At 62.3% G+C, this 23,679-nt stretch carries 26 protein-coding genes and 1 tRNA gene; 19 read left to right on the plus strand and 8 right to left on the minus strand.

The features are described from left to right. The first annotated feature begins 2 nt into the window (after positions 1–2). From BTN82_RS08690 to BTN82_RS08725, 8 genes are all read left to right on the plus strand, one after another. A complete protein-coding gene (locus BTN82_RS08690; RefSeq protein ID WP_075118736.1) occupies positions 3–359 on the plus strand; it encodes a DUF4398 domain-containing protein in 357 nt (118 codons plus the stop codon). After that, the gene (locus BTN82_RS08695) at positions 356–1,168 is read left to right on the plus strand and encodes an OmpA family protein (RefSeq protein WP_075118737.1); all 813 of its coding nucleotides are present in this window, start codon (positions 356–358) and stop codon (positions 1,166–1,168) included. The genes BTN82_RS08690 and BTN82_RS08695 overlap by 4 nt, the downstream gene beginning before the upstream one ends. 202 nt (positions 1,169–1,370) lie before the next feature. Further along, positions 1,371–2,810 (plus strand): PLP-dependent aminotransferase family protein, encoded by a 1,440-nt coding sequence (locus BTN82_RS08700; RefSeq protein WP_075118738.1) that lies wholly within the window; start codon positions 1,371–1,373, stop codon positions 2,808–2,810. Positions 2,811–2,888: 78 nt separating this feature from the next. After that, positions 2,889–3,386, plus strand: coding sequence for a translation initiation factor 2 (locus tag BTN82_RS08705; RefSeq protein ID WP_075118969.1), 498 nt, complete (start codon positions 2,889–2,891; stop codon positions 3,384–3,386). 167 nt (positions 3,387–3,553) lie between these two features. Beyond that, positions 3,554–3,808, plus strand: a complete 255-nt coding sequence (locus BTN82_RS08710; RefSeq protein WP_075118739.1) for a YkgJ family cysteine cluster protein — start codon at positions 3,554–3,556, stop codon at positions 3,806–3,808. Between the two features lie 42 nt (positions 3,809–3,850). Further along, entirely contained in the window at positions 3,851–4,456 is a 606-nt protein-coding gene (locus BTN82_RS08715; RefSeq protein WP_075118740.1) for an START domain-containing protein, read from the plus strand. 124 nt (positions 4,457–4,580) lie between these two features. After that, positions 4,581–4,814: a hypothetical protein gene (locus BTN82_RS08720; RefSeq protein WP_075118741.1), complete on the plus strand. Its 234-nt coding sequence runs from the start codon at positions 4,581–4,583 to the stop codon at positions 4,812–4,814. Positions 4,815–5,034: 220 nt separating this feature from the next. Then, entirely contained in the window at positions 5,035–5,376 is a 342-nt protein-coding gene (locus BTN82_RS08725) for a ribonuclease E inhibitor RraB (RefSeq protein ID WP_075118742.1), read from the plus strand. Between the two features lie 348 nt (positions 5,377–5,724). Here the strand turns inward: BTN82_RS08725 and BTN82_RS08730 are convergent, their stop codons facing one another. Continuing rightward, positions 5,725–6,537, minus strand: a complete 813-nt coding sequence (locus BTN82_RS08730; RefSeq protein WP_075118743.1) for a c-type cytochrome — start codon at positions 6,535–6,537, stop codon at positions 5,725–5,727. Between the two features lie 699 nt (positions 6,538–7,236). Here BTN82_RS08730 and BTN82_RS08740 point away from each other — a divergent pair. From BTN82_RS08740 to BTN82_RS08750, 3 genes are all read left to right on the plus strand, one after another. Beyond that, positions 7,237–8,442, plus strand: a complete 1,206-nt coding sequence (locus BTN82_RS08740) for an acetyl-CoA C-acetyltransferase (RefSeq protein ID WP_075118745.1) — start codon at positions 7,237–7,239, stop codon at positions 8,440–8,442. 25 nt (positions 8,443–8,467) lie between these two features. Next, positions 8,468–10,612: a 3-hydroxyacyl-CoA dehydrogenase NAD-binding domain-containing protein gene (locus BTN82_RS08745; protein WP_075118746.1), complete on the plus strand. Its 2,145-nt coding sequence runs from the start codon at positions 8,468–8,470 to the stop codon at positions 10,610–10,612. A gap of 105 nt (positions 10,613–10,717) precedes the next feature. Then, the gene (locus BTN82_RS08750) at positions 10,718–11,434 is read left to right on the plus strand and encodes an amidotransferase (protein ID WP_075118747.1); all 717 of its coding nucleotides are present in this window, start codon (positions 10,718–10,720) and stop codon (positions 11,432–11,434) included. Between the two features lie 59 nt (positions 11,435–11,493). Here the strand turns inward: BTN82_RS08750 and BTN82_RS08755 are convergent, their stop codons facing one another. The 3 genes from BTN82_RS08755 to BTN82_RS08765 all read right to left on the minus strand — a co-directional run bounded on the left by BTN82_RS08755 (position 11,494) and on the right by BTN82_RS08765 (position 14,224). Further along, a complete protein-coding gene (locus tag BTN82_RS08755) occupies positions 11,494–12,465 on the minus strand; it encodes a magnesium and cobalt transport protein CorA (RefSeq protein ID WP_075118748.1) in 972 nt (323 codons plus the stop codon). Positions 12,466–12,597: 132 nt separating this feature from the next. After that, the gene (locus BTN82_RS08760; RefSeq protein WP_075118749.1) at positions 12,598–13,320 is read right to left on the minus strand and encodes a 1-acylglycerol-3-phosphate O-acyltransferase; all 723 of its coding nucleotides are present in this window, start codon (positions 13,318–13,320) and stop codon (positions 12,598–12,600) included. Positions 13,321–13,534: 214 nt separating this feature from the next. Further along, a complete protein-coding gene (locus BTN82_RS08765; protein WP_075118750.1) occupies positions 13,535–14,224 on the minus strand; it encodes a crotonase/enoyl-CoA hydratase family protein in 690 nt (229 codons plus the stop codon). A gap of 319 nt (positions 14,225–14,543) precedes the next feature. On the opposite strand from BTN82_RS08765, the gene BTN82_RS08770 reads away from it, so the two are divergent. From BTN82_RS08770 to BTN82_RS08795, 7 genes are all read left to right on the plus strand, one after another. After that, positions 14,544–14,633 (plus strand) — tRNA-Ser (locus BTN82_RS08770). 276 nt (positions 14,634–14,909) lie between these two features. Then, positions 14,910–15,281 carry a cupin domain-containing protein gene (locus tag BTN82_RS08775; RefSeq protein WP_075118751.1) on the plus strand — a complete coding sequence of 124 codons (372 nt, stop codon included), beginning with the start codon at positions 14,910–14,912 and terminating at the stop codon, positions 15,279–15,281. A 189-nt stretch (positions 15,282–15,470) separates the two neighbouring features. Further along, positions 15,471–15,659, plus strand: a complete 189-nt coding sequence (locus tag BTN82_RS08780) for a hypothetical protein (RefSeq protein WP_075118752.1) — start codon at positions 15,471–15,473, stop codon at positions 15,657–15,659. A 343-nt stretch (positions 15,660–16,002) separates the two neighbouring features. Further along, complete coding sequence (locus BTN82_RS08785) at positions 16,003–16,419, plus strand: hypothetical protein (protein ID WP_075118753.1); 417 nt, start codon at positions 16,003–16,005, stop codon at positions 16,417–16,419. A 113-nt stretch (positions 16,420–16,532) separates the two neighbouring features. Next, positions 16,533–16,691, plus strand: a complete 159-nt coding sequence (locus tag BTN82_RS31300) for a hypothetical protein (RefSeq protein WP_186828369.1) — start codon at positions 16,533–16,535, stop codon at positions 16,689–16,691. 42 nt (positions 16,692–16,733) lie between these two features. Then, positions 16,734–17,225, plus strand: coding sequence for a hypothetical protein (locus BTN82_RS08790; RefSeq protein ID WP_261792944.1), 492 nt, complete (start codon positions 16,734–16,736; stop codon positions 17,223–17,225). A gap of 188 nt (positions 17,226–17,413) precedes the next feature. After that, positions 17,414–18,109: an HAD-IA family hydrolase gene (locus tag BTN82_RS08795; RefSeq protein ID WP_075118754.1), complete on the plus strand. Its 696-nt coding sequence runs from the start codon at positions 17,414–17,416 to the stop codon at positions 18,107–18,109. Positions 18,110–18,195: 86 nt separating this feature from the next. Here the strand turns inward: BTN82_RS08795 and BTN82_RS08800 are convergent, their stop codons facing one another. After that, entirely contained in the window at positions 18,196–18,942 is a 747-nt protein-coding gene (locus tag BTN82_RS08800) for a 3-oxoacyl-ACP reductase family protein (RefSeq protein ID WP_075118755.1), read from the minus strand. 127 nt (positions 18,943–19,069) lie between these two features. On the opposite strand from BTN82_RS08800, the gene BTN82_RS08805 reads away from it, so the two are divergent. Beyond that, positions 19,070–19,993, plus strand: coding sequence for a LysR family transcriptional regulator (locus BTN82_RS08805; RefSeq protein ID WP_075118756.1), 924 nt, complete (start codon positions 19,070–19,072; stop codon positions 19,991–19,993). 63 nt (positions 19,994–20,056) lie between these two features. Here BTN82_RS08805 and BTN82_RS08810 read toward each other — a convergent pair whose 3' ends face one another. The 3 genes from BTN82_RS08810 to BTN82_RS08820 all read right to left on the minus strand — a co-directional run bounded on the left by BTN82_RS08810 (position 20,057) and on the right by BTN82_RS08820 (position 23,586). Beyond that, positions 20,057–20,785, minus strand: a complete 729-nt coding sequence (locus tag BTN82_RS08810) for an aspartate/glutamate racemase family protein (RefSeq protein WP_075118757.1) — start codon at positions 20,783–20,785, stop codon at positions 20,057–20,059. Between the two features lie 53 nt (positions 20,786–20,838). Next, positions 20,839–22,386 (minus strand): NCS1 family nucleobase:cation symporter-1, encoded by a 1,548-nt coding sequence (locus BTN82_RS08815; protein ID WP_075118758.1) that lies wholly within the window; start codon positions 22,384–22,386, stop codon positions 20,839–20,841. A gap of 465 nt (positions 22,387–22,851) precedes the next feature. Continuing rightward, on the minus strand, positions 22,852–23,586 hold the full coding sequence (locus BTN82_RS08820) for a phosphoadenylyl-sulfate reductase (protein ID WP_075118759.1): 735 nt from the start codon (positions 23,584–23,586) through the stop codon (positions 22,852–22,854). Positions 23,587–23,679 lie beyond the last annotated feature (93 nt).

The raw sequence follows: 23,679 nt of genomic DNA on the forward strand, positions 1-23,679 counted from the left end.
TTGTGAGTATTCGACCTCTTTTCGCTGCCCTGGCCGTTCTGGCTCTGGCGGGTTGTGCAGCCGATCCGGCGCCGAATGAACAAATGCGCCTGACCGAGCAAACCCTGGCCCAGGCCAAGGCAGTCGGGGCCACGGCAGAGGATGTGCCGGAGATGAAACTGGCCGAAGACAAATTCGCCCGCGCCCAGCGCAACCTGCAGGAAGAGTCGTTCAAGCACGCGCGCATGCGTGCCGAGCAGGCGGAACTGGATGCGCGGCTGGCCGAGGCCCGGGTCCTGACCCTGAAAAGCCAGGAACAACTGAACCTGCTCCAGACCCGCATCACTCGTCTGCGCAAGCAACTGGGAGATGCCCAATGATTCGTCTGACCCAGGTAGTGAGTGGTGTGTTGCTGATCGCTTGCGCCGGCCTCTACGGCTGTGCGGGGCAGCGCAGCGAAGCGGCGCTGGAGCAGGCCGGCAACGACTTCCAGAAGGTCAAGGAAGACTCCAACGTACTGCGCATCGCGCCCAAGGATGTGATCCGTGCCGGGGAGTCCCTGGCCCGCGCCGATCGCCTGTCCAGCTACTGGGGCAGCGGTGCGGATGTGGTGCATTACGCCTACCTCAGCCAGCGCTACAGCGAAATTGCCCGCGAGCACACCAACCAGGCGCTGAACCAGGAGCAGGCGGCCAAACTCGAACTGGAGCGCCAGCGCCTGCAGTTGGCCCTGCGCGAAGCGAAGTTGCTGAGCGTGCAGCAACAGGGCAAGTGGCTGGAAGAGCAGATTGCCAGCCTGGCCACCACCCAGACCGATCGCGGGCTGGTGATGACCCTGGGCGACGTCTTGTTCGACACCGGCGAGGCGGAACTCAAGAGTTCGGCCAACCGCACCGTGCTGAAGGTCGTGCAGTTCCTCCAGCTGAACCCCAAGCGCGTGGTGCGGATCGAGGGCTATACCGACAACACCGGCGACAAGCAGGGCAATCTGAAACTGTCCCGCGACCGGGCTCAGGCTGTGGCCGATGTCCTGGCGGACCTGGGCGTCGACGAAAAGCGTATCCAGGTCGAAGGCTACGGCGACGATTACCCGGTCGAGGTCAACGCCTCGGAACGCGGACGGGCGCAGAACCGTCGGGTGGAAATCGTCTTCTCCGACGAGAAGGGCCAGCTGGGCGCGGCCCGCTAAAATAAGGCCCGTCCCGACAACCCGGTTTCCTTCGAGAAACCGGGTTTTTTTGTGCCTGACAATGGGCACACAAAACAGTACAGTTTTTGCTGACACTGCCCTGTATGGTCGACTATTGTGTTAACTGTCCCAGTACACTTATGAACTGTTCCGGTATCGTCATCCACAAGAATAAAATGCCGGTGAAATCGAGTGCAGCGTCATGACCAATCTCTTGCTCTATCAACGTATCGCTCAGCAACTGGCTGAAGATATCCGCCGTGGCGTGTACCAGCCGGGTGAACGTGTCCCCTCCGTGCGCAAGATGAGTTCGCAGCTCAACGTCAGCCATGCGACGGTGCTCCAGGCGTATGCCAACCTCGAAGACCAGGGGTTGATCCGTGCGCGGCCGCAGTCCGGCTATTACGTGCACCAGACCCCGGCGCTGACCGCGCCGACCCCGGACATCGCCCGGGTCGAGCGACCAGGCCTGGTGACTCGCAGCAGCATCATTCATCAGGTGTTGGTGGAGTCGCGCCGTGAAGGCGTGTTTCCGCTGGGCGCCGCGGTGCCCAGCGTCGATTATCTGCCAGTGCGGGCGCTGCATCAGCAATTGGCCAAGGTCACGCGTTTCCATAGCCCGCGCGCCTTCAGCTACATGTTCAGCCCCGGTTTCGAGCCGCTGCGCCGGCAAGTGGCGATCCGCATGCGCGACGCCGGCGTGGTGGTCGACCCGTCCGAGGTGGTGATCACCCACGGTTGCGTGGATGCGCTGCAGATGTCGTTGCGCGTGCTGACCCGTCCGGGCGACCTGATCGCCGCCGAGTCGCCGACTTACTACGGCCTGCTGCAACTGGCCGACCTGCTGGGGCTCAAGGTCATCGAGATTCCCAGCGACCCCTCCACGGGCATGAGCCTGGAGGCGCTGCAACTGGCGGCCAACCAGTGGTCGATCAAGGCCCTGGTGCTGACCACGCGCCTGAGCAACCCGCTGGGCGGGACCATGCCGGAAGAACGGCAAAAACAATTGCTGCGCCTGGCCTCGGACTTCGATATCCAGATCGTCGAAGACGATATCTATGGCGAGCTGATGTTCGAAGTCGGCCGTACCAAGGCGCTGAAGGCCTATGACCGGCTGGACCGGGTGATCTATTGCTCGAGCTTTTCCAAGACCCTGTCGCCCGGTGTGCGTATTGGCTGGATGATCGCCGGCAAGTTCCAGCAGGAAATCCAGCGCTTGCAGACCTTCAGTACCCACTCGGCTTGCAGCGTCACGCAGATGGGCGTCGCGGCCTACCTGGAGAACGGCGGTTACGACCGGCACCTGCGTTACATCCGCCAGGAGTACCGCAAGAACCTCAGCGCCTTTCAGCTGGCGGTGCAGCAGTACTTTCCGGAAGGTACGCAGATTACCCGGCCCAACGGTGGTTTCATTCTTTGGGTCAGCCTGCCGGGGCGGGTCAATACCCAGGAACTGCACGTTCGTGCGTTGCAGCAGGGCATCAGTATCGCGCCGGGGCTGATCTTCAGTAATACCGAGCAGTTCAACCACTGTATTCGGCTCAACTGCGGCACGCCGTGGAACCGCGAGGCCGAGCGGGCCCTGATGACCCTGGGCATGCTGGCCAGCCAATTGTGCCAGGAGGCTGCGGGCGGTTTTTGACGGATTGGCCACCGCGCTTGTTTTCACGCGATCAACAAGCGAGCATATGGCTCTTTGCCGCCGATCCTGTTGCCCTTTATGAAAGCGATTTTTCCTGTTGCCTGGGTATTGGCTTGTGTCTTGAGTGCCGTTGGTCCGGTCACTGTCCTTGCGGCCTCGGCCCAGGACAAGGTTGCAACGAGCACCACGGGCAAACCGCCGAAAACCGCGTCAGCCAAGAAGTCGACACCGGTAAAGAAGGTGGCGGGGACCAATAAGTCCAAGCCCGTGAAAAAGCGTGCGCCGATCGCCTCCAAGTCCAAGTCGGCCAGCGAGATCGCCAAGATGCCTTTGCCCTCGGCCAACGTGGACCTGAGCCTGCCGCCGGAAATGGTCAAGCAATTGCAGCCCATCGGCTCGGTCAACCTGCCCAAGCGCACTCCGTTGCTGCCGCCGATGTTCGGCGAGAAGCCCAAGGAAGATAGCCCGTTCCAGCTCAACGGCCGCTTGCTGAGCAACGAAATGCAGTTGCAACTGCGTAACGAAGAGCGGCGTGAAGTGGAAGGCGCGGCGCTGGATTTCGAGTTCAAGCAATAAACCTTCTCCCTGGCTGTGACCCGCGGAGCTGACACTTTGTCGGAGACTGGTCAGTCACGCGAGCCTGAACGCAAAAACCACGGTGCGGCCAATTTCAAACGGCTGTTTTAGCGGTTACTCTAGTCCGCGTCATTCAACACTTTGCCCGTCGCGAGGAGCTTGTCGTCATGAACTGCCGTGAAGGCTGTGGCGCCTGTTGCATTGCCCCTTCCATCAGTACCCCGATTCCCGGAATGCCCCATGGCAAACCGGCCGGAGAACGTTGCATCCATCTTTCTGTCGAACAGCTGTGCGGTTTGTTCGGCCTGCCCGAACGGCCTGCCGTCTGCGGTGCGTTCCAGGCGGACGTCGAGGTCTGTGGCAACAGTCAGGAAGAGGCTGTGCGTTTACTGGGCTGGTGGGAAAAAATGACGGCGGCGTGAAGCGTCTCAATGAACGGAACTTCAACAATAAGGAATAAGACAATGGGTTCGCTGCATCGAATTGCTGTGCTCTGTGGGTTGACCGTTCTGCTCTCGGCAACCGCCCACGCCGAAGATTGGCAAACGGCCAAGGACGAAGACGGCATCAAGGTATCCTTGAGCGAAGTGGCCGGCTCCAAATACAAGGCCTACCGTGGCGTGACCACGATGAAAACCAGTGTGGCCAAGCTGCGTGCGCTGCAGGACGACGTCGCGGGCGCCTGTGCCTGGATTCACGAATGCAAGTCGCAGAAGCTGCTCAAGCACGAAGGCGACCAGAGCTGGACCTACACCCAATTCAATACCCCGTGGCCGGTCACGCCGCGTGATTCGGTGCTGCACGTCACCACCAGCGAAGGTGCCGACGGCAGTCTGACCCGTAAGCTCGAAGGCGTGCCGACCTACATTCCCGAGGAAAAAGGTTTCGTGCGGGTGGCCCAGGTCGAAGGCTTCTGGAAGTTCGTGCCCAAGGGCGCGGACCAGGTCGAAGTGACCTATCAGGTCCACACGGAGCCGGGCGGCAGTGTGCCGTCCTGGCTGGCTAACAAGTTTGTCGTGGACGCGCCGTTCAACACCCTCAAGGCATTGAAGGCGCGCGCCGAGAAGTAAGCACCGCGTGCTTAAAAAAGGCTGCCCGTAAGGCGGCCTTTTTCATATCGCCGGCGAACGTTTGTCCAGGCTGCGGGGTCGACATCTTGTGGGCCCATCCAGGGGCTCTCTCAAGGAGGCACTGATGCACAAATGGCAAATCGTTTTCGTCGACGATCATGGTGTCCAGTCCGTGGAGCAATTCGACTGTGAGCAACAGCCCAGCATGGAGCGGGCGGCACAATTGATTCGGGCAAAGCTTCTGCCGGTCCCGGCCAAGCTTGACCTCAATGATCTGGAGGGGCGTACCGACGACCCTACGGTCAAGAGCCTGAAAGATCAGAACAGTATCCAGATCCTCAGTATCACGCCGATTTGATCCCTGACGCGCAACGCTCTACCGGGCTTGAACCAGATCTTGGCAGCGCCTGTGTCTTGGCGCTAATCTGCATTCGAGATCAGCGAATGAATCGCTAAGGTCTGGTCTTGTCAGCTACATGCTTGTTTCCTGGCGGCGATCTTCTCGCCGCAGGCCTGTACCGTGCGGTGACAGGCAGGGAGTACGGAAAGTCTATCCATCGGTTTGAGGAGGACGTTTCATGAGCACAGCCTATCAAGAAGACATCAGCAGCAGCGTGCTGCGCCGCATGAAAGAAGGCGGTTTCGACTTTTCACGATTCCATCCCATCGAGTTCTACGCCATTTTCCCGGACGAGGAGCGGGCACGCAGGGCGGCGGGGCATTTTCGCGGTGAATCCTTGAATGCGCAGGTCAGCGTGCGCGACGACGGCGCCTGGTACCTGGAGCTGAGCAAGGTGATGTACGCCACCTACGGCGGCATCGGGGACTTCGAGCAGGATTTCGAAGCGGTGGTCGCGCCGCTGGGCGGGATCATTGAAGGTTGGGGCGTGAAGCAGGAGGTTCGAGGGCGACTCGTCTAGTGCCATGAATAGCGTGAAGACTCAGCATCGGCTGGCCTTCGGGCCGGCCGATTTCGTTTCCGCCAACCCTTTGTAGAAGCGCTGCCCCGATCGCAGGCCAGCCTCGCTCCGGCGGATGCAGGCAAAAAAAAGGCCACCCGAGCAGGGTAGCCAAAAGGGAAGACCGGTAGGAGAGGGAACCGGTCGGGGACATTCCGGACCCGGCTGCCAGGGGCGCCATGAAGGGTGGGGCATCGACTTCGCCGCGTGGTTGAAGTCATTTGCGCTGTTGCAGCGAATTCTGCGCAGTTTTGCCCCAGCGGTGAAATCGAGTCTGGCTATACCGTTGATAGTCATCACCCCCAAGTTTCACGGAGCGGCCTGTTTACGCCCGGCCATGTGTTTCAGATACCCCACCAGCAACTCCAGCTCCGAGTCCGGCAGCACGCTGCTCGAGAAGGCCGGCATCTTCGCCTGTGGCCAGCGGCGCAGGCTCTGTGGGTCGCGGATGTAGCGCTTGAGGAAGTCCGCGCCGAAGTACTCGGTGGGGTTGTAGGGGATGTTCAAGTCCGGGCCGAACTGCGAGTCTCCGGCACCGTTGAGGCGATGGCAGGCCAGGCAGTTCTTCTGGAACAGGGCGAAGCCCTGGTTCACCGGGTCGCCGGCCGCCAGTTGCGGGTCCGGGAGCAGGACCGGGAAACGTTCGGCCACCGGCGCCAGGCGCTTGAGGCTCGCCACCTGGAACGGCCACTGCTCGGGGCTGACATGCCCGGCCTGGGGATTGGTCCACACCAGGTAGAAAGGCCCGGCGCTGGGCTTGTCGGCGGCCAGGGGCGGCCATGGCTTGGCTGGGTCCTCGATGGCCAGCCAGGCCTGGGCGCCGGCTGTGCCGAGCAGGGGCGCGGCGGGCAATTCGGCGGCGAAGCCGTCCAGGGCGACGGCTTGCAGATGGTCGCCGGCCTTGATGCCGGTGAGCAGGGCCGAGATCGGCACTGCGCGGTAACTCATGTCGCGCTTGTACGAGACATCGTCCTTGACGGCAATGGTGCGGGCCTGGGGATGCTTGAGCAGTTCCTCGGTTTGCCAGGTGCGGCTGGCGGCCCCCAGCTCCAGGGTCAACTGCGCGGCATGCACAGGGGTGGAGAGGAGCAGGGCGCTGCACAGGATGATGAGAGATTTCAATTGATCGCCGTTCCGTCGCGTGGGGGAATGCCGCTGTGCGGCTGGTGTCGGGTGTTTCGAGAGGAGTTTGCGGTAAGGCGCGACGAAACGCTGGCTCAGCGCGGTCGCGGCGTCAGGGAGAGTGGCACACAAGCGCCGGCCCCGGTAGCGAACCGGAGCATAAAGAGCCGACAACGTGGCAGGATGGCCACGCCTCTAGCCGATCACTTTGGTGAGATTCGGCAAGATCAGCAGCAAGGTGGTGGCGAACAGGATGAGCCCCGCTTGACGAACTTTCGAATGCTTGAACATGGCTGAATGCCTTTTGTTGTTATTCCTGAACATCAAATGCATGCCTGCCGCTTCACTATGGTCAGGCGATGTGTCCCTTTTCTTACGCGTGCACCGGCAAGACCCGGCTGCAACGATTCACTGGCTACAGTTTCCACCTTAGGGGCCTTGTAACCCTTGGCTTAGATCCATTTCATATCAGCTAATAGGCGAACGCTTTTAAAAACGCATGAGGCGTTTTGCCACCTTCTTGCCCGCCCTTTGTCTAGACACCTTGGTTATCAGCAAGGGGCAATCCCTTAGCTCACTACCGTTCGTCTGAGCGTGGCCGTCAAGGTCGATGAGCGCATCGGTCATTGAATCCGCTGTCGGCACAGCCAAGAGTGAGAGCCCTGTCATCATTCATCTGCACAGCGGTTCGAGGACGTCATGACCCAGGCTTTGATATTCGATGCATTACGCAGCCCCCGCGGCAAAGGCAAGGCCGACGGCGCCCTGCACAGCGTCAAACCGGTGAACCTGTTGGCCGGGCTGCTCGATGCCCTGCAACGGCGCAACGCACTTGACACCAGCCAGGTCGACGACATCGTGCTTGGCTGCGTGACGCCGATCGGCGACCAGGGCGCCGACATCGCCAAGACCGCGGCGTTGGTCGCCGACTGGGACGTCAGCGTAGCCGGGGTGCAGATCAATCGTTTCTGCGCCTCGGGGCTTGAGGCGGTGAACCTGGGCGCGATGAAAGTGCGCTCCGGCTTCGAGGACCTGGTGGTGGTCGGCGGCGTCGAGTCGATGTCGCGGGTGCCCATGGGCAGTGACGGCGGCGCCTGGGTGCTCGACCCGCAAACCAACATGCACAGTCATTTCACCCCGCAGGGCATCGGCGCGGACCTGATCGCCACCCTGGAGGGCTTCAGCCGCGAGGATGTCGACACCTTTGCCTTGCAGTCCCAGCAAAAGGCCGCGCGGGCCAGGGCGGCGGGGGCGTTCAGCAAGTCCCTGGTGCCGGTGCGGGACCAGAACGGCATCGTCTTGCTGGATCACGATGAATTCATTCGTGCCGACTCGACCCTCGAGGGCCTGGGCAAGCTCAAGCCCAGTTTCGAGATGATCGGCCAGATGGGCTTCGACGCTACCGCCTTGCGGGTCTACAGCCATGTCGAGCGCATCCGCCATGTGCACACCCCGGGCAACAGCTCAGGGATAGTCGACGGCGCGGCGCTGATGCTTATCGGCTCCGAGGCCAAGGGCCAGGCGCTGGGGATCAAGCCGCGGGCGCGGATCGTCGCCACGGCGGTCACCAGCACCGATCCGACCATCATGCTCACCGGCCCGGCGCCGGCCACGCGCAAGGCGCTGGCCAAGGCCGGGCTGCGGGTCGAGGACATCGACCTGTTCGAGGTCAACGAGGCTTTTGCCTCGGTGGTGCTGAAGTTCATCAAGGACATGGCCATCGATCCGGCCAAGGTCAATGTCAACGGCGGTTCCATCGCCATGGGCCATCCGCTGGGCGCCACCGGCTGCGCGATCCTCGGCACCCTGCTCGACGAACTGGAAGCGCGCCGCCAGCGTTATGGCCTGGCGACTCTCTGCGTCGGCGGCGGCATGGGTATCGCCACCATCATCGAACGCCTCTGAGCCCTGACTTCAAGGAAACACTTTCATGACCGATGCCATCCGTTACGAAAAGGGCCAGGACCAGATCGTCGTCCTGACCATCGACATGCCGGGCCAGAGCGCCAACACCATGAACGCGGTGTACCGCGAAGCCATGGCCGCCAGCGTTGCCCGTTTGCAGGCCGAGCAGGAGTCGATTGCCGGGGTGATCGTCACCTCGGCGAAAAAGACTTTCTTCGCCGGCGGCGATCTCAACGAGCTGATCAAGGTCGGCAAGCCCGAGGCCCAGGCCTTCTACGACATGGTGCTGACCCTCAAGGGCCAGCTGCGGGCCCTGGAAACCCTGGGCAAGCCGGTAGTGGCGGCGATCAACGGCGCGGCCCTGGGCGGTGGCTGGGAGATCTGCCTGGCCTGTCATCAGCGCATTGCCCTGGACGAACAATCGCTGCAGGTCGGCCTGCCGGAAGTCACCCTCGGCCTGCTGCCGGGCGGCGGCGGGGTGGTGCGCATGGTGCGCATGCTGGGCCTGGAGAAGGCCTTGCCGTATCTGCTGGAAGGCAAGAAGGTACGGCCGCAGCAGGCGTTGCAGGCGGGCCTGATCGACGCCTTGGCCAGCGACCGCGACGACCTGCTGGCCAAGGCCCGGGCGTGGATCCTGGCCAACCCCACGGCCAAGCAGCGCTGGGACGTGGCTGGTTACCAGATCCCCGGCGGTACGCCGTCGCACCCGAAGGTCGCGCAGATGCTGGCCATCGCGCCGTCGATCCTGCGCAGCAAGACCCAGGGCTGTCTGCCGGCGCCGGAGAAAATCCTCTGCGCGGCGGTGGAAGGGGCCCAGGTCGACTTCGATACCGCGCAGTTGATCGAGACCCGCTATTTCACCGAGCTGACCACCGGCCAGGTGGCGAAAAACATGATTGGCACCTTCTGGTTCCAGCTCAACGAAATCAATGCCGGCGGCTCCCGTCCCCAGGGTTTCGCGCCTTATGTGACGAAAAAGGTCGGGGTGCTCGGCGCCGGGATGATGGGCGCGGGAATCGCCTATGTCAGTGCCGTGGCCGGTATTGAGGTGGTGCTCAAGGACATCAGCCTGGCGGCGGCCGAGAAGGGCAAGGCCCATTCGGCGGCGCTGCTGGACAAGAAGGTCGCCCGTGGCCAGTTGAGTGCCGAGCAGCGCGACGCCACGCTGGCGCGGATCCGTACCACCGAGCAGGACGCTGATCTGGCCGGTTGCGACCTGATCATCGAGGCGGTGTTCGAGGATCGCGAACTCAAGGCCAAGGTCTCCAGCGCCGCGCAGCAGGTGGTTGGTGCCGACGCGGTGATCGCTTCCAATACGTCGACGCTGCCTATCAGCGGCCTGGCCAGGGCGGTGCCCGATCAGGGCAAGTTCATCGGCCTGCATTTCTTCAGCCCGGTGGAGAAAATGCCCCTGGTGGAAATCATCAAGGGCGAGCACACCAGTGACGAAACCCTGGCGCGCGGTTTCGATTTCGTCCTGCAGATCAAGAAGACTCCGATCGTGGTCAACGACAGCCGCGGCTTCTTCACGTCGCGGGTGTTCGGCACCTTCACCAATGAAGGCATCGCCATGCTCGGCGAGGGCGTAGCAGCGCCGATGATCGAGACCGAAGCGCGCAAGGCGGGGATGCCGATCGGTCCGCTGGCGATCTCCGACGAGGTGTCCCTGAGCCTGATGAGCCATATCCGCCAACAGACCGCCAAGGATCTGCAAGCCGAAGGCAAGCCGCTGGCGGTGCATCCGGCGTTTGCCGTGATCGACTTGCTGCTCAACGAATACAAACGCCCTGGCAAGGCTGCTGGCGGCGGTTTCTACGACTATCCGGCCGGTGGGCAGAAACACCTGTGGCCCCAGCTGAAAACCCGCTTCGAGAAGGCCGACGGGCAGATCTCGCCGCAGGACGTACGCGACCGCCTGCTGTTCGTGCAGGCTATCGAAACCGTGCGTTGCGTGGAGGAGGGCGTGCTGCGCTCGACGGCCGACGCCAATATCGGCTCGATCTTCGGTATCGGCTTCGCCGCCTGGACCGGCGGTGCCTTGCAGTTCATCAACCAGTACGGGCTGAAGGACTTCATCGCCCGCGCCCAATACCTGGCCGAGCAATATGGCGAGCGTTTCGCGCCGCCGGCGCTGCTGCTGGAAAAAGCCGCCAAGGGCCAATTGTTCTGAGCCTGACGGGAACCAGGTGATATATCGCGGGGCTTGCCTTGGCCGGGCGTTTCGAGGCAGGCTCTGCGGTGTTCATTATTCCCATCATCGTGTCAGGTATTTTTTATGTCGCTACGCATCTGCATTCTGGAAACCGACATCCTGCGTCCAGAATTGGTCGATCAATATCAGGGTTACGGGCAGATGTTCCAGCGCCTGTTTTCGCAGCAGCCGATTGCCGCCCAATTCTCGGTCTACAACGTGATGCAGGGTGACTACCCAAGCGACGACCTGAGTTTCGATGCCTACCTGGTCACCGGGAGCAAGGCCGACTCCTTCGGCACCGACCCCTGGATTCAAACCCTCAAGACTTACTTGCTGAAGCGTTACCAGCGCGGCGACAAACTGTTGGGCGTGTGTTTTGGCCATCAGTTGCTGGCGCTGCTGCTGGGTGGCAAGAGCGAACGCGCGACCCAGGGTTGGGGTGTGGGTACCCACAACTACAAACTGGCGGCCAAGGCGCCGTGGATGAGCCCGGTGGTGGAAGAGCTGACGCTGTTGATCAGCCACCAGGACCAGGTCACCGCATTACCGGAAAATGCCACAGTCATCGCCTCCAGCGATTTCTGCCCGTTCGCGGCCTACCACATCAACGATCAGGTGCTGTGCTTCCAGGGCCATCCGGAGTTCATCCACGACTATTCGCGGGCCTTGCTGGAGCTACGCCAGCAGCACCTGGGCGAACAGGTCTATCGCAAGGGCATCGCCAGCCTGGACAAGGATCATCACGGCAGCACGGTGGCCGAGTGGATGATGCGCTTCGTGGCGCACAAGGCGCAGTAAGAACACCACCCGCTCGCTCTTTGCAGGAGCGAGCGGGCTCGCGATAGCGCCCTAAGGGTTCACAGCCACCCCGAGCGCTTGAAGCTTGCCCACAAGCCCGTGCATCCCACCACCAGGAACGCCAGCACGCCGAAGTAGCCGTAGTGCAGCTTCAGTTCGGGCATGTTGTCGAAGTTCATCCCGTAGATCCCGGCCACCGCGGTGGGAAACGCGAGGATGGCCGCCCAGGCAGCGAACTTGCGCTGCACCACGCTTTGGCGCGAAGCCTCCAGCAGTACGCCGATCTCGATGGTCTGGCTGGCGATGTCGCGCAGGGTCGCCAGGTCTTCCATCTGCCGGGTGACGTGGATCTGCACGTCGCGAAAGTATGGGCGCATGTTCTTGTCGATGAACGGAAAGCTGAGCTTCTGCAGCTCTTCGCTGATTTCCACCATCGGCGCTACATGGCGGCGCAGGCGTAACACATCGCGGCGCAGGCTGTGCAGATGCTGGATATCCCGCTCGTTGAGCGAGCTGCACAGCACGCTGTGCTCCAGTTCGTCGATCTCGGCATGGATCGCCTCGCTGACCGGCTGGTAGTTCTCGGTGACGAAATCCAGCAGCGCATACAGTACGAAGTCTTCACCGTGCTCGAGCAGCAGCGGCCGCGCCTCGCAGCGTTGGCGCACGAAACCGTAGGAGCGCGAGTGGCCGTTGCGGGCGGTGATGATGTAGCCGTTGCCGGCGAAGATATGGGTCTCGATGAACTCCAGCTTGCCGGCTTCGCGCACCGGGGAGTACGTGACGATGAACAGCGCGTCGCCGAAGGTTTCGAGTTTCGGCCGGCTGTGCTTTTCCAGCGCGTCCTCGATGGCCAGTTCGTGCAGGTTGAACTGGCGTTGCAGGTTGGCCAGTTCCTGAGCGTTGGGTTCTTCGAGGCCGATCCAGACGAAGTGCCCGGGTTTGGCCGCCCAGGCCGCCCCTTCGTCGAGGGTGATGTCCGTGACTTTCTTACCCGCGCTGTAGACTGCTGCGGCGACAACTCTACCCATGGTTCCTGTTCGCTTCTTCTTATCGAAATGAGGAGTGAGACTGGTGTGCAGCTTAGCCTGCATGACCGATCAGAGTCAGCCCGCCGGGTAGAGTTCGCCGGCAATAAAAAGCCCGCACGCGGCGGGCTCTGGTCAGGCGATCTGTAGCTGGCGGTCCATTGCCTCGATGCACTCGCGCATCTGCTCGCGGCATTGCTCGATCAGCCTCGGCATGTCGTCCAGGGTCAGCCCGGCGGTGGGGATCGCCGGCAGCGAGCGGATCAGGATCTTGCCGGCGTGCCAGCGGTTGAGGCGCATATGGCGGATGTAGCTGCTGGCGCACACCGGGACGATCGGCACGCCGGCGGCAATGGCCATCTGGAAGGCGCCTTTCTTGAAAGGCAGCAATTCTTCGCCGAGGTTGCGGGTGCCTTCCGGGAAGACCCAGATCGAGGTGTCCTTGTTCTGCAGGGTGTGGGTGGTCGTCAGCATCGAGCGACGGGCCTTGTGGGCATTACCGCGGTCGATCAGCACGTTGCCCGCCAGCCAGAACAGCTGGCCGAACAGCGGCACCCATTTCAGGCTCTTCTTGCCGATGCACACCGTGCGATGGGGCACCACGTTGCCGAACACGAACAGGTCGTAGTTGGACTGATGGTTGGCGATGATCACGCAGCTATTGGGCTTGTCCATCAATGGCCCGACTTCGGCCTTGACCCGCAGGCGCAGGATGCACATCGCCGGCCACGCATACAGGCGCGCACACAGGCGGCTGTTATCCGGGTTGAACGGGCGGCAGAGCCCCAGCACCACGCCGAGAATGCCAGCGGCAATAAAATGCAGGCCCATCAACAACATACGAAACAGATACAGCATCTACAGGCTCACCGCGGACAAAAGGTGGCGCAGTGTACGGATGTGCACTGTTTTCGGCAATTACCTGTATAGAAGAGGGAGATGGCCGATGTTTAAGGGCATGTTTCAGACTCTTCGGTCAGTGCCGATCTAGAGCGCCCGGCCTGGTTTTTTCGGCGCTGGGCATAAAAAAGCCCGGCGCGAGGGCCGGGCGGGCATACAGCGGGCCCAGGCTTCAGCCCAGGTGTTCCTGATCGAGGATGATCGCGTTGTCCAGGACTTCCAGCAGCGCCTTGCGCACTTTCAGCTTGGTGTTCTTGTGGGCGGTCATGTTGATCTTCTTCAGTTGGCGCGCAGCGGCCAACGCGGCGCCTTGCAGTTCCTCGGCGCTCACCACCTTGTCGAGGAAGCCGGCATCCACTGCGCCTTGTGGGTCGAACATCTCGCCGTTGATCACCGAGCGGTGCAGCGCCGACTTGCGCAGGCGGTCACGGGCCAGCTCGATGCCGGCGTGGTGCATGGTCATGCCGATCTGCACTTCGTTCAGGCCGATGCTGAACGGGCCTTCGACGCCGATGCGGTAGTCCGCGGACAACAGCAGGAACGCACCCTTGGCCACGGCGTGCCCAGGGCAGGCGACGATGACCGGAAAGGGGTGGGACAGCAGGCGGCGGGCCAGGGTCGAACCCGAGGTCACCAGGCTCACGGCTTCCTTGGGGCCGGCGGTCATCACTTTCAAATCGTAACCACCCGACAGAATGCCCGGCTGCCCGGTGATGATCACTACTGCGCGATCGGCGACGGCCTGATCCAGCGCGGTATTGAAGGCGGCGATCACGTCGGGGGAAATGGCATTGACCTTGCCGTTGCTCAAGGTCAGGGTCGCGATACCGTCTTCGAGGTGGTAAGAAATCAACTCACTCATGACGCAATTCCTTGTATTGAAGTGGGGCAGACGTTACCCACCGTCACCGATCAGGTAAAGCGCCGTGACTGACCGGTGAGTCAGCGCTTATAGGGCTGGACAAGCGTAGCCGGCCACTTGGGGCGCGCATTGGCTCTTCTATATAGCTCTTGGCCAGGCCGGAGATTGGCCGGTTTGCCATGGCGCTTACCGACGCCGAAGTCGAAAATTCGCAGAAGCGCCTTAAGCGCATGAAAATTCTGAAAAAAACCTTTGCCATCGGAAAAGCTTTCGACTACATTAGCGCGCCTCGACAGACTGAATCGGTTTGACGAGACACGGTTGGGTGTCCGAGTGGCTTAAGGAGCACGCCTGGAAAGTGTGTATACAGGAAACTGTATCGAGGGTTCGAATCCCTCCTCAACCGCCATATTCGATCTACGCAGAACCCCTGGTTTCCTCGAGAAGCCAGGGGTTTTGTGCTTTCAGGCAGACTGAAAACGCAGGCGGCCCGAGATCGGGAGTTCCGCGTACGCTTCGCCGTCTTGGTCGGCGGGTTCACGTTCAGCGCCTGTCTCGGGTTCCCGGCGGTTTCAGGTCTAAAATAATTCATGTGCATCGGGTGGGGCGATGCTGGCGGTCCGCTGGCGTGGGCGCTGTTGCCGGCGTCGGCGGGCTTTGCGACCACTCAATCGAGGGCACGATCATGTCCATGCACGAACAGGTCACCGAGCATAAATCTTTCGCCGAACCGGATGAGACTCGCGAGTTTGCCAATGGCAAGGCGGAGATCCTGAAGATCGGCGATTGCGAGGTGGGACGCTTCACCTTCAAGCCAGGCTGGCGCTGGTCGAACGATATCCGGCCATTGGCCCAGACGCCGAGCTGCCAGGCGCCGCATTTTCAGTATCACGTGGCGGGCAGGCTGGCGATTCTGATGGACGACGGTACCGAAATCATCGCCGGCCCGGGCGATATCACCTCCCTGCCCAAAGGCCATGACGCGTGGGTGGTGGGGGACGAAACCGTGGTGCTGGTCGATTGGTTCGGCGCCAGCAACTTCGCTCGCAAGGTCTAGGTGAACGGTTGTCGGGCAGGGGCCGGTGTGGGTATCGGCTCCTTTTCCGGCCTGAGCCATTCGTCGGTCTGCGCTGATCTGAACAGGAAGTCTCGAAATGACCATCTAGTCTAAAGCGCCGTGACGGTCGATATTTTCCAGGCAATCAGGTGCTTGCCGATATCGTCCGGTTGTTGAGGGAGCAGGGAAATGAGCGATCCTTTTATCGAGGACAACGGGGACGAGTTCCCAATCAACAACCTGGTGCGCTGCGGTCAGGCAGCCTTTGAAAACGATACGCCGGTCAAGGCATCGGCGGGCAAGGCCCGATCCAGTGCATTGCTCAGAGTGAGCCAGACGAAGTTTTTTCCGAAAACGGCGCTTCCAGCGAGAAGGTAGCCAGCCACGAGAACGACCCCGCCATCGCGCGGGGTTTTTGTTACCTGAGGATTTTGCCGTGCCGTTCGGCACAAAGAACGAATTCATCGAGTGACGTCTTGCAAGGAGTGGCGGCTTTTCACGAATTATTCACAAACGACTGAGTAGTCTCGAACCATCCGTTAAAGCAAATCCTATCAGCCCGTCCCCCAGCGGGCTTCTTTTTGCCCGGTGGAAAACTCTTTGCCAAAAAACGGTCCAACATCGTGACCAAAAGGATCGCTGCATTTTGCTGTCGCCGTTCAGCTTTGGTCGGGCATCACTTCAGTAATGACTCTTCAGCATCTTTTTCGAGGTTTACATCATGCGTTTGACACTGCCTGCTCTGGTTTTGGGGCTCCTGGCTGCACAAGGTGCGATGGCTGCCGGTGATGGCACCGCTGCGGTCGGCGGCGGGTTGGGCGGCGCGCTGGGCAACGTGGTGGGCCAACAGATTGGCGGCAGCACTGGCGCCGCGGTGGGCGCGGGTCTTGGTGGCGCAGCCGGCAGTGCGGTCGGTGCCCGCAAAGGTAGCCGTACCGAGGCGGCCATTGGCGGCGGCCTGGGCTCGGCCGGTGGCTCGGTGATCGGCAACAAGCTGGGCGGCAGCACGGGTTCGACCATCGGCGCAGGCCTGGGTGGTGCGGCGGGCGGTGCCTTGGGCAGCAGCATGGGGGATGATGGCCATCACTCCGGCGGCGGTAAGAAACACAAGAATAAACACAAGCACAAGCACGATTGATTCGGCAGCAGTGCGCAAAAAGCCCGGCCCCGCGCCGGGCTTTTTTATGGGAACAAATGCCGTTCCAGCCCCTCGAATTCAATGACGGAATCATTCTATCGACGAGGTGTGTCATGAGCCTGGAAACGGTGGACAAGCATGAGCTGGACTCTTCGGGTGTGCCGTTGGTCAACGATCCGGGCAATGAAGACCCGGGCTCGCTGATGGACGACGCCCTGGTGCCGCTGAGTGACGACGATGAAGCAGACGAGCCGCACAAGCCCAGTGCTTGAAGCCTGTCTCCAACACGCCGGCAGGCGCGGTGTGAGGTGCATATGAACGATGATCCGAAGCATAGCGACGGGGATGAAACGCCCGAGTACCCGCTGCCATCTCCTACGGATGCCCTGAACCCAGCGCAGATCCTGGCGGACGCCAATGCCGAGCAGACGTCGAGTCGGCCCCAGGTGAGTCGTGCCAAATTGTTGAGCCTGGTGCTGGTCGCGCTGGTGTCGCTCTTCTGCTTTTCCGCGTTGGCGCTTTCTGGCGAGCGGGCTCCGGCCAATGCGTCCGCGCCGTCTTGGGAGAGCACTCCAGGTAACGGCACAGTGCTGCGTCCGGGGGCCTTGGGCGGTAATGGCGTGGGTGTCACCGAGAGTCGTTCTCGCAGCGATAATTTGCGCGGCTCTTCCTTCCAGGGCAATGGACTGGGCTCAACCGGGGTCAATGGTTCCGTCATGGGGGGTGGCGGTGCCGGCGGCGGAACCGGCAGCGCGGGCGGTGGCACTGGCGGTCCTGGGGGCGGCAGCGGACGCGCGGGGCGCTAGTTTTGCTCATTCGCTTCAGAGGCAGCGACGACCGAGCCCTGCCTTGTCCGGGCTTTTGTCTGCCTGCAAGCGCCCCATGGTTGCTCCCCGTCGGGCGCCACAGCTATGCTGCTGAACCCTTTAATCGGGTAAAACGGGCCGTACCTGAGCCGCTCCCCGGGATGTTTTTGTCAAACGGATCAGATGCGATGAATGCACAGTTGAATGATGTGGGCCCGATCAAGGCCGTGATTTTCGATATGGACGGTTTGCTGCTGGACACCGAAGGCATCTACACCGAGGTGACCCAACTGATCGCCGATCGTTATGGCCGTACCTTCGATTGGAGTATCAAGCAGAACATCATCGGTCGCGGCGCCGCCGATCTGGCGCGTTATGTGGTCGAAGCCCTGGATCTGCCAATCACCCCGGAAGAGTTCCTGGTAATCCGCGAGCCGCTGATGCGCGAGCGTTTTCCTCGTGCGCTGGCGATGCCTGGGGCGCAGCAGCTGGTCCAGCACCTGAAGGCGAACAACGTGCCGATCGCTGTGGGCACCAGTTCTTCGCGCCAGTCTTTCGCGCAGAAAACCACCTTGCACGGCGACTGGTTCGCGTTGTTCGACACCATAGTCACCGCCGACGACCCGGAAGTGGGCGCGGCCAAGCCGGCGCCGGACATTTTCCTTACCGCGGCGCGACGCCTGGGCGTGGCGCCCGAGGATTGCCTGGTGTTCGAGGATTCGCCCTTTGGTGTCACTGCGGCGAAGGCCGCGGGGATGACCGCGATCGCCATTCCCGACCCGGCGATGGCGGATGCCAAGTACGCCCATGCCGACGCCATCCTGCGTTCGCTCAAAGGCTTCCAACCGGCCGCTTGCGGCCTGCCGCAGTTGCAGTGGAGCTGAGCCTGTAGCCGCGGGCGAAGGCAGCGGCTACAAAAAACGCCGGACAACCCGATGAAGGTTGTCCGGCGTTTTTAGTGGGGCGTCGATCAGGCGCCGAAGCCGCCGTCGATGGTCAGGCTGGCGCCGGTGATATAGCCGGCCTCCGGGCCCGCCAGGTAGGCCACGAAGCTGGCGATTTCTTCTGCCTGGCCGTAGCGCCCGATGGCCATCAGCGGGATCAGGCTGTCGGCGAAATCGCCGTGGGCCGGGTTCATGTCGGTGTCGACCGGGCCGGGCTGCACGTTGTTGATGGTGATGCCCCGTGGCCCGAGGTCGCGGGCCAGGCCCTTGGTCAGGCCGACCAGCGCCGACTTGCTCATGGCATAGGGGCCGCCACCGGCGAAGGGCATGCGCTCGGCATTGGTGCTGCCGATATTGATGATGCGCGAACCTTCGCCCATGTGCCGGGCGGCTTCCTGGGTGGCGACGAACACGCTGCGCACGTTGATCGCCAGGGTCCGGTCGAAGTCTTCCAGTTTGAAGTTTTCCAGCGGGCCGATGGCCAGGACGCCGGCGTTGTTGACCAGGATGTCCAGGCGGCCAAAGGTCTCCACCGCGCGGCCGACCGCCTGGCGAATGGCCGCGGCGTCGGCGCTGTCGGCGAGGATCGCCAAAGCCTTGCCGCCGGCCTGGGCAATGCTGTCTTGCAAGGCTTCGGCCTTGGCGGCGGAGCTGACGTAGGTAAAGGCGACGGCGGCGCCTTCGGCGGCCAGGCGTCGCACGATGGCGGCGCCGATGCCGCGGGAGCCGCCTTGAACCAGCGCGACCTTGCCGTTGAGGGATTGAGTGGTCATGTAGTTTCTCCAGAAAGTCCAAGGCGGGTCGCCTTGTGGTTGGAGTCGAGTATCGACCTGGGATTAGGTGCTGTGTAGATAGGAATCGCTATAGTCTGTGTAAACCAGAAGTTTATAGTGAGCCGCCATGGAAACCTTCAGCAGTATCGAATGCTTCGTGCGCAGCGCCGAAGTCGGCAGTTTTGCCGAGGCCGCGCGGCGTTTGAGCCTGACCCCGGCCGCGGTGGGCAAGAGCGTGGCCAAGCTCGAAACCCGGCTCGGCGTCAGGCTGTTCCAGCGCAGTACCCGCAGCCTGACCCTGACCGAAGCCGGCCAGCTGTTTCTCGGCGAAGTCAGTACCAGCCTGCACACCATCCAGAGTGCCGTGGCCAACCTGGCCAGCGCCGAAGGGCGTCCGGCGGGAACCTTGAAAGTCAGCATGGGCACGGTGTTCGGCCGGTTGTACGTCGTACCGCTGCTCGGCGAGTTCCTGCGGCGCTTTCCGGCGATCAACCCGGACTGGCATTTCGATAACCGCCAGGTCGACCTGATCGGCCAGGGCTTCGACGCGGCGATCGGCGGCGGCTTTGAGCTGCCCCAGGGAGTGGTGGCGCGCCGCCTGACCCCGGCGCACCGAATCCTGGTAGCGTCGCCGGACTATCTGGCGCGCTGCGCGGCGGTCGAGCAGCCGGAGGATCTGCGCCATTGCGACGGGATTCTGATCCGCTCGCCCCAGACCGGGCGCGTGCGCTCCTGGCAGTTGAGCGGCCGGGCCCAACAGCAAAGCCCGCTGCAACTGAAGGCGCGGATGACCATGAGCGACTCGGCAGCGGCTTGTGCCACCGCCGCCCAGGGGCTGGGCGTAGCCCTGGTGAGCATGCCGTTCGCCGTCGATGATCTGGAGGCCGGCACCCTGGTGCGGGTCTTGCCGGACTGGTACGTCGACGATGGCGCTATCTCGATCTATTACGCCGAGCACAAACTGCTGCCGGGCAAGACCCGGGCCTTCGTCGACTTCGTCATCGAACAGTTCGCCGAGCAGGGCCTGGCGCAGCGCTTCAGTGCCCTCTGAAAACCGCTTGCTCCCTTGTAGGAGCGAGCTTGCTCGCGATCCGCGTTATACGAACAAACCCCGTCAGCGCCCGAACCGCCCCGGCCAGCCAACGATGGTCTTGGGCCGCGGCGTGGCATAGGTACGCACCTTGGAGGTGGACAGCCCCAGGCGCACCAGGGATTCGGCGATGGTCACCGCTGCGGTCACGCCGTCCACCACCGGTACTCCGGTGCGCTGGCGGATCTGCTCTTCCAGCCCGGCCATGCCGCCGCAGCCCAGGCAGATCACCTCGGCCTTGTCTTCGCTGACCGCCAGTTCAGCCTGGCGCACGATGGCCTCCACGGCGCGCCGCGGGTCTTCCTCCAGTTCCAGTACCGCCAGGCCGCTGGCTCGTACCGAGGCGCAGCGGTCGTAAAGGCCGGAGAGTTTCAGGCGGTCCTCGATCAGCGGCACGGTGCGGTCCAGGGTGGTTACCACCGAATAGGCGTGGCCGAGGAACATCGCGGTGCTGGCGCCGGCGTCGGTGATGTCCACCACCGGTACGTCGAGCAGTTCCTGCAGGCCTTCGCGGCCGTGCTCGCCATAACCGGCCTGGATCACCGCGTCGTAGGGCCCGTCGTAAGACAGCACGCGGTCCATGACGGCGATGGCGGCCAGGTAGCTTTCGAAGTTGCCTTCGACCGAGTCGGCGCCGAAGTGCGGCGTCAGGCCGATGATGTGCGTGCCGGGGGCGGCCACGGCCTGGGCCTGACGGGCGATGGCCTGGGTGATGGAGTCGGTGGTGTTGACGTTGACCACGAGAATGCGCATGGGCTGTCCTTATCGGTGAAGTATTCGGGCCCGCGGCGAGCGGGCCGTCCAGGTCAGTGGGAGACGTTGTCGACCGCGATGGATTCGCCGCTGACATCGGCGTAGTACGGCTGGCGCTTGGCGATGATCAGGTACAGCAGGCCGGCGAGGCCAGCACCGATCAGCCAGGAGAACGGCGCGACGCTGGCGAACCCCGGCACCAGGGCCAGGACGATGGCGATCAGCGCCGACGGAATGAACGCCGCCACCGCCCGCAGGTTGACCCCGCGGCTGTAGAAATACGCGCCTTGCGGGTTCTCGCTGTACAGCTCGGGCACGTTGATCCGGCCTTTGCGCAGCAACCAGTAGTCGACCATGATCACCCCGTACAGCGGGCCTAGAAGAGCGCCGAGGCCGGACAGGAAGTACACGATCACCAGCGGGCTGTTGTAGAGATTCCACGGCAGGATCAGCACGGCGAGGGTCGCGCTGATCAGCCCGGCGCGGCGGAAGGTCAGGTATTTCGGCGCCAGGTTGCTGAGCACGAAGGCTGGGGCGACGAAGTTGGCCATGATGTTCACCGCCACGGTGACGATCAGGAACGCCAGGCAGCCGAGTACCAGGAAGAAGGTATTGGGGATCGAGGCGATGATTTCGGTCGGACTTTCGATGATCGTGCCGTTGATCTGGAACTGCGCGCCGCAGAGCAGCACGGTAATGGCCGCGAACACCAGGATATTCACCGGCAGCCCCCAGAAGTTACCGACCTTGATGGTCCGGCGGCAGGGCGAGGAGCGGGCGAAGTCGCAGAAGTTGAGGATCAGCGTGCCGTAGATCGCCAGCCACAACGCACCGCCAGCGAAGATCTGGCGCCACATTTCGCCGCCGCTCAGGGGCTCGCGGATCGACCAGGCGATGCTGGCGTTGGCCTGGGTGTACATCCAGGCGGCGAGGGCCGCCACGGTCACCAGGATCACCGGGCCGGCGAAGGCTTCGTAGCGCCGGACCATTTCCATGCCATAGGCGAGGATCGCCAGCTGGACCAGCCAGATCGCCACGAAGCACACCCAGCCCAGGCTCGACAGGCCGAGGATCGAGTTGTGGTCGTAGTCGGCGAAGCCGGGGTGGATGGCCGTGAGCAACACCCGGAACACCACCGAAGCCAGGTAGGTCTGGATGCCGAACCAGGCGATGGCGATCACTGCGCGAATCAGCGCCGGAATCTGCGCGCCGTGAATGCCGAAGCTGATGCGGCTGATCACCGGGAAGGGCACGCCGGTCTTCTGGCCCATGTAGCCGGACAGGTTCATGAAGACGTACACCAACGCCGCGCCGATCCCCAGGGACAGGAGGATCTGCCAGCTGCCCAGGCCCAGGGCGTAGAGGCCGATGGCGAAGGAGTAGTTGGCGATGTTGTGCACGTCGTTGGTCCATAGGGCGAAGATGCTGTAGCCGCCCCAGCGCCGGCCTTCGGCCTTGGTCGGCGCCAGGTCGCGGTTGTGCAGGCGCGAACTGAGTTCGACCGTCGAAGCGTGGCCCTGGGCGATGCCGGGATCGAGGTTGGCGTGGGCGTGGGAGGAGGGCAAATCCACGGCGATGTCATTGGCAAGGCTTGTACGCATTCCGACAGGCTCCTGATTGCGGACCGGCGATGACTGGGCTTGAGCGCAAGGCTCGACAATCTTCGTCGCAGGTCGGGTAGTCGCTGGGTTCTGGGTATCTGCAGGCGGCTCGGGAAAACGGCCTGCGGATATTTGTTGTATGTATTTTTCTACTTATTTGTATACAAGATGCGAAGCGACTTAAGCCGCTTTCGTGCCAGATCCCAATCTAAGCAATGGAGCGATAATTTCTGTTTGTTATGAAAAATTCATAACTATCTGAAAAGGCGAAACTATAAATTGACCGATCAAACAGGTATTTATTTTTCGAGCATGCGGAAGCTGAGCCGCGTGCAGAACGGCTCAGGGAGATGGGTGTAACTTTTTGGGGCGATCAATAAAAAAGTGCACACAAAAATGGCACCTGAGGTGACACTCTTGTGTACATATTTTCGGAGGCTTCTGTAGGCGCGAGCTGGGGAGGGCTCAGGCCTTGCTGATGATATTGCCGGCGTGCAGGCCGCATTCTTTCTGCGTGGCTTCTTCCCACCACCAGCGACCTTCGCGTTCGTGCTGGTTCGGCAGCACCGGGCGGGTGCAGGGTTCGCAGCCGATGCTGATGAAGCCGCGCTCGTGCAAGCTGTTGTACGGCAGTTCGAGCATGCGGATGTAGCCCCAGATTTCCTCGCTGGTCATTTGCGCCAGCGGGTTGAACTTGTACAGGGGACGTTCCGGGGTGGAGAAGGCGCTGTCGATTTCCAGCACCGCTACCTGGCTGCGGGTGCCCGGGCTCTGGTCGCGGCGCTGGCCGGTGGCCCAGGCGCTGACGCTGGACAGCTTGCGGCGCAGCGGTTCGATCTTGCGGATACCGCAGCATTCGCCGTGGCCATCCTTGTAGAAGCTGAACAGGCCCTTTTCCTTGACGAAGGGTTCGAGCTTGCTGTGGTCCGGCGAGATCAGTTCGATGTCGATCTTGTAGTGCTCGCGTACCTGATCGATGAAGCGATAGGTTTCCGGGTGCAGGCGACCGGTGTCGAGGCTGAAGACCTTGACGTTCTTGTTCAGCTTCCAGGCCATGTCCACCAGCACCACGTCCTCGGCACCGCTGAAGGAGATCCACAGGTCGTCGCCGAATTCGGCGAAGGCCAGCTTGAGAATGTCCTGGGCGGATTTCTGGGCATAGGTCGCGGCAAGTTCAGCGACGTCGAACGATGGGCTCATCAGGGCGGTTTCCTACAGGTCGGTGGCGCTGAGCGCTCTAGATGCCGGCGATGGTAACAAAATCCTTCCCCGGCTGGCGCGCTCCTCTGCGTT

The organism is Pseudomonas chlororaphis (assembly GCF_001921865.1).
Classification (GTDB): Bacteria; Pseudomonadota; Gammaproteobacteria; order Pseudomonadales; family Pseudomonadaceae; genus Aquipseudomonas; species Aquipseudomonas chlororaphis_D.

Coding starts and splice junctions, on each gene's coding strand:
- BTN82_RS08760 (WP_075118749.1), bottom strand. CDS start 13,320: ATGCTGTATCTGTTTCGTATGTTGTTGATGGGCCTGCATTTTATTGCC.
- BTN82_RS08790 (WP_261792944.1), top strand. CDS start 16,734: ATGAACGATGATCCGAAGCATAGCGACGGGGATGAAACGCCCGAGTAC.
- BTN82_RS08745 (WP_075118746.1), top strand. CDS start 8,468: ATGACCGATGCCATCCGTTACGAAAAGGGCCAGGACCAGATCGTCGTC.
- BTN82_RS08815 (WP_075118758.1), bottom strand. CDS start 22,386: ATGCGTACAAGCCTTGCCAATGACATCGCCGTGGATTTGCCCTCCTCC.
- BTN82_RS08780 (WP_075118752.1), top strand. CDS start 15,471: ATGAGCGATCCTTTTATCGAGGACAACGGGGACGAGTTCCCAATCAAC.
- BTN82_RS08755 (WP_075118748.1), bottom strand. CDS start 12,465: ATGGGTAGAGTTGTCGCCGCAGCAGTCTACAGCGCGGGTAAGAAAGTC.
- BTN82_RS08705 (WP_075118969.1), top strand. CDS start 2,889: ATGAAAGCGATTTTTCCTGTTGCCTGGGTATTGGCTTGTGTCTTGAGT.
- BTN82_RS08725 (WP_075118742.1), top strand. CDS start 5,035: ATGAGCACAGCCTATCAAGAAGACATCAGCAGCAGCGTGCTGCGCCGC.
- BTN82_RS08810 (WP_075118757.1), bottom strand. CDS start 20,785: ATGCGCATTCTCGTGGTCAACGTCAACACCACCGACTCCATCACCCAG.
- BTN82_RS08750 (WP_075118747.1), top strand. CDS start 10,718: ATGTCGCTACGCATCTGCATTCTGGAAACCGACATCCTGCGTCCAGAA.
- BTN82_RS08775 (WP_075118751.1), top strand. CDS start 14,910: ATGTCCATGCACGAACAGGTCACCGAGCATAAATCTTTCGCCGAACCG.
- BTN82_RS08765 (WP_075118750.1), bottom strand. CDS start 14,224: ATGAGTGAGTTGATTTCTTACCACCTCGAAGACGGTATCGCGACCCTG.
- BTN82_RS08805 (WP_075118756.1), top strand. CDS start 19,070: ATGGAAACCTTCAGCAGTATCGAATGCTTCGTGCGCAGCGCCGAAGTC.
- BTN82_RS31300 (WP_186828369.1), top strand. CDS start 16,533: ATGAGCCTGGAAACGGTGGACAAGCATGAGCTGGACTCTTCGGGTGTG.
- BTN82_RS08715 (WP_075118740.1), top strand. CDS start 3,851: ATGGGTTCGCTGCATCGAATTGCTGTGCTCTGTGGGTTGACCGTTCTG.
- BTN82_RS08795 (WP_075118754.1), top strand. CDS start 17,414: ATGAATGCACAGTTGAATGATGTGGGCCCGATCAAGGCCGTGATTTTC.
- BTN82_RS08710 (WP_075118739.1), top strand. CDS start 3,554: ATGAACTGCCGTGAAGGCTGTGGCGCCTGTTGCATTGCCCCTTCCATC.
- BTN82_RS08700 (WP_075118738.1), top strand. CDS start 1,371: ATGACCAATCTCTTGCTCTATCAACGTATCGCTCAGCAACTGGCTGAA.
- BTN82_RS08800 (WP_075118755.1), bottom strand. CDS start 18,942: ATGACCACTCAATCCCTCAACGGCAAGGTCGCGCTGGTTCAAGGCGGC.
- BTN82_RS08695 (WP_075118737.1), top strand. CDS start 356: ATGATTCGTCTGACCCAGGTAGTGAGTGGTGTGTTGCTGATCGCTTGC.
- BTN82_RS08740 (WP_075118745.1), top strand. CDS start 7,237: ATGACCCAGGCTTTGATATTCGATGCATTACGCAGCCCCCGCGGCAAA.
- BTN82_RS08785 (WP_075118753.1), top strand. CDS start 16,003: ATGCGTTTGACACTGCCTGCTCTGGTTTTGGGGCTCCTGGCTGCACAA.
- BTN82_RS08720 (WP_075118741.1), top strand. CDS start 4,581: ATGCACAAATGGCAAATCGTTTTCGTCGACGATCATGGTGTCCAGTCC.
- BTN82_RS08820 (WP_075118759.1), bottom strand. CDS start 23,586: ATGAGCCCATCGTTCGACGTCGCTGAACTTGCCGCGACCTATGCCCAG.